This is a genomic window from Glycomyces sp. NPDC046736 (assembly GCF_040645615.1).
Lineage (GTDB): Bacteria > Actinomycetota > Actinomycetes > Mycobacteriales > Micromonosporaceae > Glycomyces.
Genome location: NZ_JBEYYO010000031.1, coordinates 24,617 through 31,729 on the forward strand (window position 1 = coordinate 24,617; position 7,113 = coordinate 31,729).

A 7,113-nucleotide genomic window follows, 5' to 3' on the forward strand; every position below is an offset into this window, starting at 1 on the left:
GACATGGCAGACATCGCTAGCGACGCGGCATTGGCGGTGGCCGCGGCCGAGGCGGGAGCCGAGGTGGTGCGCGAGATGTTCGCAGGGCCGCTGGAGCAGTACGCGAAGGCTCCCGGCGACTTCGCCACCGACGCCGACCTGAAGGCCGAAGCGGCGATACTGGCGGTCTTGCGGGCCGCCCGCCCCCTCGACGCGGTGACCGGCGAGGAGAGCGGCCGGACCGGGGAGGCCGGAGGCGACCGGATGTGGCTGGTCGATCCGCTGTGCGGCACCTTGAACTACGCCGCCGGGCACCTGCTGGCGGCCGTCAACGTCGCCTTGCGCGAGCCGACGGGCATCACCGTCGCCGCCTCGGCCGACCCGGCGACCGGAGAGGTCTTCTGGACCGACGGCAGGCGGGCCATGGTCCGCCGCGGCGGTGTCGACGCACCGCTGCATCCCTCGGCCCGGACCGCGCTCGTGGACGTGAACCTGGACTGCGAGTACCGCACCGTGCCCGGCTTCAGCGGGGCCGGGCTGCTCGCCGACCCCGCCTTCGCCGCCCGGTTCAGGCCCCGGGTCGTCTCCTCGACGCTGGCGGTGGCCTGGGTGGCCGCCGGGAGGCGCGCCGCCTACGTCACCGACGGACCCATGGCCGACAACGTGCACTTCACTGGGGCTGTCGCCCTGTGCCAGGCGGCCGGATGCGTCGTCACCGACCTGCGCGGCGAGCCACTGTCCTCAATGGCCTCCGGGCTGATCGCGGCCGCCGACACCGACACTCACGCGGCACTGCTGGCCATGATCCGAACGCGCCCTTAGTGGGGGTCGGTCTGGTTGAGCATGGCCACCACCTGCGGGTAGTCGCCTCGGGCTTCGCCGTAGCGGAGGAATTTGACGCGTTCGACTTGGATCTCGGCGGCGTCGGGTTGGGAGGCGAGGAGGCCCATGACTTCGGAGATGAAGTCCTCCAACGGCATCGCCATCGCGTTGTCCTCGTGGCCGGGCATGAGGGCGGTGCGCACCGCCGGGGGTTCGAGCTCCATGACCTTGACCGAGGTGCCCGCGAGTTGGAGCCGGAGCGATTCGCTGAGCATGTGGATCGCGGCCTTCGAGGCGTTGTAGCTGGGCGTGACCTTCAAGGGCGTGAAGGCCAGTCCTGAAGAGACGGTCATGATCGTCGCGTCCGACCGGGTTTGCAAGTGCTCGATGAACGCGGCGATGAGGCGGATCGGGCCGAGCACGTTCGTGGTGACCGTGGCGGTGGCCGACTCCAGGAAGCCCGCGGGGCGGGTCCAGTCCTCGGCGATCATGATCCCGGCCATCGTGACGAGCACGTTCAGGTCGGGGTGGCGGGCGAGCACGTCCTTCGCGGCGGCCTCCACGCTCGCCGCGTCGGCCGTGTCGATCTGCACCGTGTCGAGGCCCGGGTGCTCGGCGGCGATGCGTTCGAGCAGCTCAGTGCGCCTGCCGCCGACGATGACGGTGTTGCCCGCGGCCTGGAGCTCGACCGCCAGCGCCAGGCCGATCCCGCTCGTGGAGCCGGGGATGAAGATGGTGTTCCCTGAAATGTCCATGCCTCGATCCTGCTCGCCTCCGGCACCGCGCGGCAGAGTTCGGTTATCGGGGGATCGCCGATCCCCCGTTGCGAGTCGCCGCGGCGGGCCCGGCGCACGATACTTGGGGGATGGACCGCAAAGCACTGGCCGAGTTCCTGCGCCGCCGCCGCGAGGACCTCCAGCCCGGGGACCTGGGCCTGCCGCCGGGGGTGCGGCGGCGCGCGCCGGGGCTGCGGCGCGAGGAGGTCGCGTCCCTGGCGGCGATGTCGACCGACTACTACACCCGGCTTGAGCAGCAGCGGGGCCCGCAGCCGAGCGTGCAGATGCTGACCTCGCTGGCCCGTGCGCTGCGGCTGAGCGACGACGAGCGGGACTACCTGTTCCGCACGGCCGGGCACGGGGTGCCGCAGGCGGTCACGGCCGCCGAGCACGTCGCGCCCGCGCTGCTGCGGGTGCTCGACCGCCTCGACGACACGCCCGCGCTGATCCTGTCGAACCTGGGCGAGACGCTGGTGCAGAACCGGTTGGCCGAGGCGCTGCTGGGGCGGCGCACCGGGTTCACGGGCCTGCGCCGGTACGAGGTGTACCGGTGGTTCACCAATCCCGCCGACCGGCTGGTCTACACGCCCGAGCACCGCGACCGGCAGGGCAGGGCGCTCGTGTCGGGCCTGCGGGTGGTCTTCGGCGCGATGGGCCCCTCGTCCAGGGCCGGGGAGCTGGTGCGGGCCCTGACGAAGGAGTCGGACGAGTTCAGGGACCTGTGGGAGCGCCACGAGGTCGTCAAGCGCTTCGCCGACCACAAGACGATCGTCCAGCCGCAGATCGGGGAGATCGAGCTCGACTGCCAGGCCCTGTTCACCGAGGACCAGTCGCAGTGCCTGCTGGTCTTCACCGCGCCGCCGCGCACCGAGGCCGCCGAGAAGCTCGCGCTCCTCGGCGTCGTCGGCGCTTCGTCAGTCGGCGAGGTCGCCGAGGAGGGCGGTCGCGGGGCCTTCTAGGGCCAGCGCGTCGAGGACGGTGAGCAGTTGCCGTTCCTCGTAACCGAAGTGGGTCTCCATGATCGCCCCGATGCCGTCGAGGTGGTCGTGGAGGGTGTCGGCGTCGGCGCCCTCGTCCATCGCGGCGACCAGGCGGCCGATGAGGTGTTCGAGCATGTTGTGGTCGGTCATGAGTTTCGCGATGACCGGGGCCAGCTCTGGGTGTTCGGCGGTGATCTGCGGGAACAGGCCGCCGTCTTCGCTGCGGTGGTGGCCGCTGAGCGCGGAGCAGAAGCCCCGGCAGAACACCAGGAGGTCGGCGGTGCCTTCGAATTCGCCGTCGACGGAGCGTCTGGCGAGGTCGAGGGCTCTGCGGAGGCGTTGGTGCACGGATCTGAGTTGGGTGCTGAAAGCGACCAGGCGGTCGGTCTCTGAGGTTATGGCGGACTCCTTAGCGGTACGGCGCCCGCCCGCCGGGAGGACGCCGAGCGCGATGTTACCGTTGCGGGCCGCCGCGGCCTATGATCCGGGTCATGACGGATCTCCTCTCGTTCCACAGGCGCACGATGACGTACGCCGCCTCGATCGTCGATCTGGTCGAACCCGGTCAGCTCGGTCTTGCGACCCCTTGCGAGGCTTGGGATGTCGGCGCGCTGCTGGCGCACATGACCGGGCAGAACCGGGGTTTCGCGGCCGCGGCGCGCGGCGAGGCCTTCGACCCGGCGACCTGGGCCGAGCTGCCGGTGGTCGCGGGCGACTTCACGGCCTCGGCCAACGAGGTCGTGGCCGCGTTCAACGCCGAAGGGGCCCTTGACCGGACGTGGTCGCTGCTGGCGGGCCTGGACCGGGAGGTCCGAGTGCCGGGGGCGACCGCGCTGGGGTACCACTTCATCGACTACGTGGTCCACGCGTGGGACCTGGGTGTCGCGATCGGGCACCGGGTGGAGTTCGATCCTGAACTGCTGGAAGCGGTCGTGCCGCTCGCGTTCGACGTGCCGCTGGACGGGCCGAGCCGCAACGGCCCGTACGCGCCGTTCGCGGCGGCGGTGCCCGCGATCCCGGATTCGGGGCCGCTGGAGGTGCTGCTGGCGGTGCTCGGCCGCGACCCTTCTTGGCGCCCTTGACATGACGAGAGCCCCGTCTCGCGAGACGGGGCTCTCGGTCCTCAATGGCTAGTCTTGCTTCGCCTCGGCGTGCGGGTGGCGGCGCTCCAAGGCCGCGCCCTCGACGTCCACATCGGGCAGGATGCGGTCGAGCCACTTCGGCAGCCACCAGGCCTTGTCGCCGACCAGGTGCATGAGCGCGGGGATGATGAGCATCCGCACCAGGAACGCGTCGACCAGGACGCCGAAGGCCAGCGCGAAGCCGATCGGGCGGATCATCGTCGAGTGGGAGAAGATGAACCCGCCGAACACGGCCATCATGATGATCGCCGCGGCGGTGACGACCGCGCGGCCTGCCCTGACGCCTTGGACGACCGCGAGGCGCGCGGGCACGCCGTGGGCGTAGGACTCGCGGATCCCTGAGCCGATGAACAGCATGTAGTCCATGGCGAGCCCGAACAGGATGCCCACCAGGATGGTCGGCAGGAAGTTCAGGATCGGGCCGGGCGTGTCGACGCCGAACACGTCTGCGAGCCAACCCCACTGGTAGATCGCGACGACGCCGCCGAGGGCGGCGAAGTAGCTGAGGATGAACCCGAGGGTCGCCAGGACCGGGACCAGGATCGAGCGGAACACCAGGATGAGGATGATCAGCGACAGGCCGACGACGACGGCGAGGTAGATCGGCAGGGCGTCGGCGAGGATTTCGGAGATGTCGATGTTGCCGCTGGCCGAGCCGGCGACGCCGATGTCGTCCACGCCGTCGACGGTGAGGTCGCGCAGCGTGTGGACGAGATCCTGTGTGGACTCGCTGGTGGGCCCTTCGGCGGGGATCACCTGGAAGGCGAGGGTGGCGTTGTCCTCGGAGATCCCGATGGGGGCCACCGCGACCACGTCGTCCTCTTCGGACACCGCCTCGGCGACGGCGACCTGGGCCGCCATCGCGGCGGCCTCGTCGGGGCTGCCGGGCAGGTCGGCCACGACCAGCAGTGAGCCGTTCTGGCCTTCGCCGAAGCGTTCGGCGACCGTGGCGTAGGCGCGGTACTGGGTGGTGTCGTGCTGCTCGGAGGACCCGTCGGGCAGGTTGAGGCGCATGTCCATGGCGGGCAGGGCGACCGCGAGGAGCGCGCCGACGCCGACGAGGACGCGCAGGACCGCGCGGCCGGTGTGCATGGGCTTGAGGTCGGGGCGCTTCGCGGTCTCGTGCGCGTCGCGGGCGGCGCGTTCGCGCTTGGAGAGGATCTTCATGCCGGTCAGGCGCAGCAGCGCGGGCGTGAAGGTCACGGCGATGAGCACGGCGCACAGGATGCAGAACGCGCCGATCGAGCCCATGAGGCCCAGGAACGGGATGCCGGTGATGTTGAGCGCGACCAGGGCGATGAGCACGGTCGCGCCCGCGAAGACCACGGCGTTGCCGGAGGTGCCGGTGGCGAGGGCGATCGACTCGTCCACGTCGTAGCCCTCTTTGAGCTGGCGGCGGTGGCGGTTGACGATGAACAGTGAGTAGTCGATGCCCACAGCGAGGCCGAGCATGACGCCGAGGATCGGGGTCACCGAGGTCATCTCGACCAGGCCCGAAAGCGACATGGTGGCCATCGCGCCCACGCCGACGCCGACGAGCGCGGTGACGAGCGGCAGGGCCGCGCCCACGAAGGTGCCGAGCATGAGGACCAGGACGATGCCCGCGACGACGAGGCCGATCACTTCGCTGACGCCCGCGATCTGTGGCACGGAGTCCTGCATCTCGGAGGAGAAGTCGGCGTTCACACCGTCCACAGGGGAGTCCTCGAACACGTCGATCACGGCGCGCTTGGTCTCGGGGGTGACCTCCATCTGGGAGTCCTCGAAGGCCACGGTGACGATGGCGGCGCTGCCGTCGGAGGAGACCACGGCGGCGTCGGCGGCGAGGGCGAGCAAGGTCGCGCCCTGCTCCATCGCGGCGGCCTGGGTGGCGAGATCGGCTGCGCCGGAGTCGAGGGCGGCCTGCTGGGCTTCGAGTTCGGCGAATCCGCCGTCGAGTTCGGTCTGCTGGGCGTCGAGCGCCGCCAGCGCTTCGGCGTTCCCTTCGGCCTGGGCGCGGGCGGCGTCGAGCTGCGCTTGGGCGGCCTCGAGTTCCCCTCGCGCGGCGTCGAGTTCGGCCTTCCCGGCGTCGAGCTGGGCCTGGGCGGCCTCGATCTCGGTGCGGCCCGCGTCGATCTGGGCCTGCTGGTCGTCGCGCTGCGCCTCGGTGGCGAACGGGTCGACCACGGCTTCGACGCCGTCGACCTCGCCCGCTTCGGCGATGAGCGCGGCGATGTCGGCCTGCTGCGCCTCGGTGAACGCGGAACCGTCCTCAGTGCTCAGTACGATCTGGCCGGTGCCGCCGGAGGCCTCGGGGAGCGACTCGGCGAGGTGGTCGGTGACCTCCTCGGTGGGGGTCCCGGGGATGGACAGGGTGCTCGCGATCGTGCCTCCGAAGAGGACGTACGCGACGCCCGCGAGCGCGAGTATCGCGATCCAGGCGGCGATGACGGTCTTGGCCCGCCGGGCGCAGGAGCGCCCGACGCGGTACAGGAACTCTGCCAATGTGGTCTCCAGGTGTCGTGGTTTCCGGTCTCGGTGGTGTCCCGGGGGCGGCTATGCGCCCGGTTCTCGCGTTGCGGGTTCGCGCAGTACGGCGGTGAGGTCGGCGAGCAGATCGTCCCAGGCCCGGCGCGACTCCGGGGAGTCTTCGGCGCCGGTGGCCGCGATCCAACGGTCGACGAGCCCGAGGAGCCCGCCGCAGAACGCGGCGGTGAGCAGCTCGACGGCGAGCGGCTCGGCCTCGGGGTGGCGGGTGGCGATCGAGGCGGACATGCGGTTCGTGAACAGGTGGAAGGCGCGCTGCATGAGCACGGCGCGGCGGGTGTCGTCATGCTCGTCGAGCCCGAAGATCGCCACGAGATAGGCGATGGTGGGCACCAGATGCACCCCGGACGCGATGGCCACGAGGTCCCCGAGCACGGTCTCGGGCTCAGCGCTCGTGGCCTGGGCTTCCATGTGGTCGAGGACGTCGGCGAGCATCTCCCCCGCGACGGCCGTGACGATGTCTTCGAGCGACGCGAAGTGGTTGAAGACGGTCCGCCGCGACACGTCCGCGGCGGCGGCGAGGTCGTCCACGGAGAAGTCGGCGCTCCTCCGGGCACGCATCAGCCCCGCGGCCGCATCGAGGATCGCCTTGCGGCTCTTGGCCTTCAGCGCGGCGCGGCGATCGACGGGATCGGATGTCGCTGCCATGCCGACTACACTAGATGCAACGATGCACTCAGTGCATCGTTTTCACGTTGTGGGCCTCCCCACAGAACATGACGGCGGCGTGTGACGGCGGCGTGTGACGGCGGCGTGTGACGGCGGCGTGTGACGGCGGCGTGTGACGGCGGCGTGTGACGGCGGCGGGGCGATGCGCATTCTGCGCATCGCCCCGCCGGACACGCCCGCGCGGGCCCAGGCCAGTAGACCCGCGCGGTGAGCCGGGCG

7 protein-coding genes are annotated in these 7,113 nt (G+C 70.9%); 3 read left to right on the forward strand and 4 right to left on the reverse strand.

Annotated elements, in window-relative coordinates:
* The first annotated feature begins 3 nt into the window (after positions 1-3).
* Complete coding sequence (locus tag AB0B28_RS22030; protein WP_360124675.1) at positions 4-801, forward strand: inositol monophosphatase family protein; 798 nt, start codon at positions 4-6, stop codon at positions 799-801.
* Here the strand turns inward: AB0B28_RS22030 and AB0B28_RS22035 are convergent.
* The gene (locus AB0B28_RS22035) at positions 798-1,556 is read right to left on the reverse strand and encodes an SDR family NAD(P)-dependent oxidoreductase (protein WP_360124678.1); all 759 of its coding nucleotides are present in this window, start codon (positions 1,554-1,556) and stop codon (positions 798-800) included. The genes AB0B28_RS22030 and AB0B28_RS22035 overlap by 4 nt on opposite strands.
* A 110-nt stretch (positions 1,557-1,666) precedes the next feature.
* Here AB0B28_RS22035 and AB0B28_RS22040 point away from each other — a divergent pair, with 110 nt between their 5' ends.
* Entirely contained in the window at positions 1,667-2,536 is an 870-nt protein-coding gene (locus tag AB0B28_RS22040; protein ID WP_360124681.1) for a helix-turn-helix transcriptional regulator, read from the forward strand.
* Here the strand turns inward: AB0B28_RS22040 and AB0B28_RS22045 are convergent.
* On the reverse strand, positions 2,492-2,905 hold the full coding sequence (locus AB0B28_RS22045; RefSeq protein WP_360124684.1) for a hemerythrin domain-containing protein: 414 nt from the start codon (positions 2,903-2,905) through the stop codon (positions 2,492-2,494). The genes AB0B28_RS22040 and AB0B28_RS22045 overlap by 45 nt on opposite strands.
* 143 nt (positions 2,906-3,048) lie before the next feature.
* Between AB0B28_RS22045 and AB0B28_RS22050 the strand changes: the two genes are divergently transcribed.
* Complete coding sequence (locus tag AB0B28_RS22050; protein ID WP_360124687.1) at positions 3,049-3,639, forward strand: TIGR03086 family metal-binding protein; 591 nt, start codon at positions 3,049-3,051, stop codon at positions 3,637-3,639.
* A gap of 48 nt (positions 3,640-3,687) precedes the next feature.
* On the opposite strand, the gene AB0B28_RS22055 is transcribed toward AB0B28_RS22050, so the two are convergent.
* Positions 3,688-6,183, reverse strand: coding sequence for an MMPL family transporter (locus AB0B28_RS22055; protein WP_360124690.1), 2,496 nt, complete (start codon positions 6,181-6,183; stop codon positions 3,688-3,690).
* Between the two features lie 51 nt (positions 6,184-6,234).
* The gene (locus AB0B28_RS22060) at positions 6,235-6,873 is read right to left on the reverse strand and encodes a TetR/AcrR family transcriptional regulator (RefSeq protein ID WP_360124693.1); all 639 of its coding nucleotides are present in this window, start codon (positions 6,871-6,873) and stop codon (positions 6,235-6,237) included.
* Between the last annotated feature and the right edge of the window lie 240 nt (positions 6,874-7,113).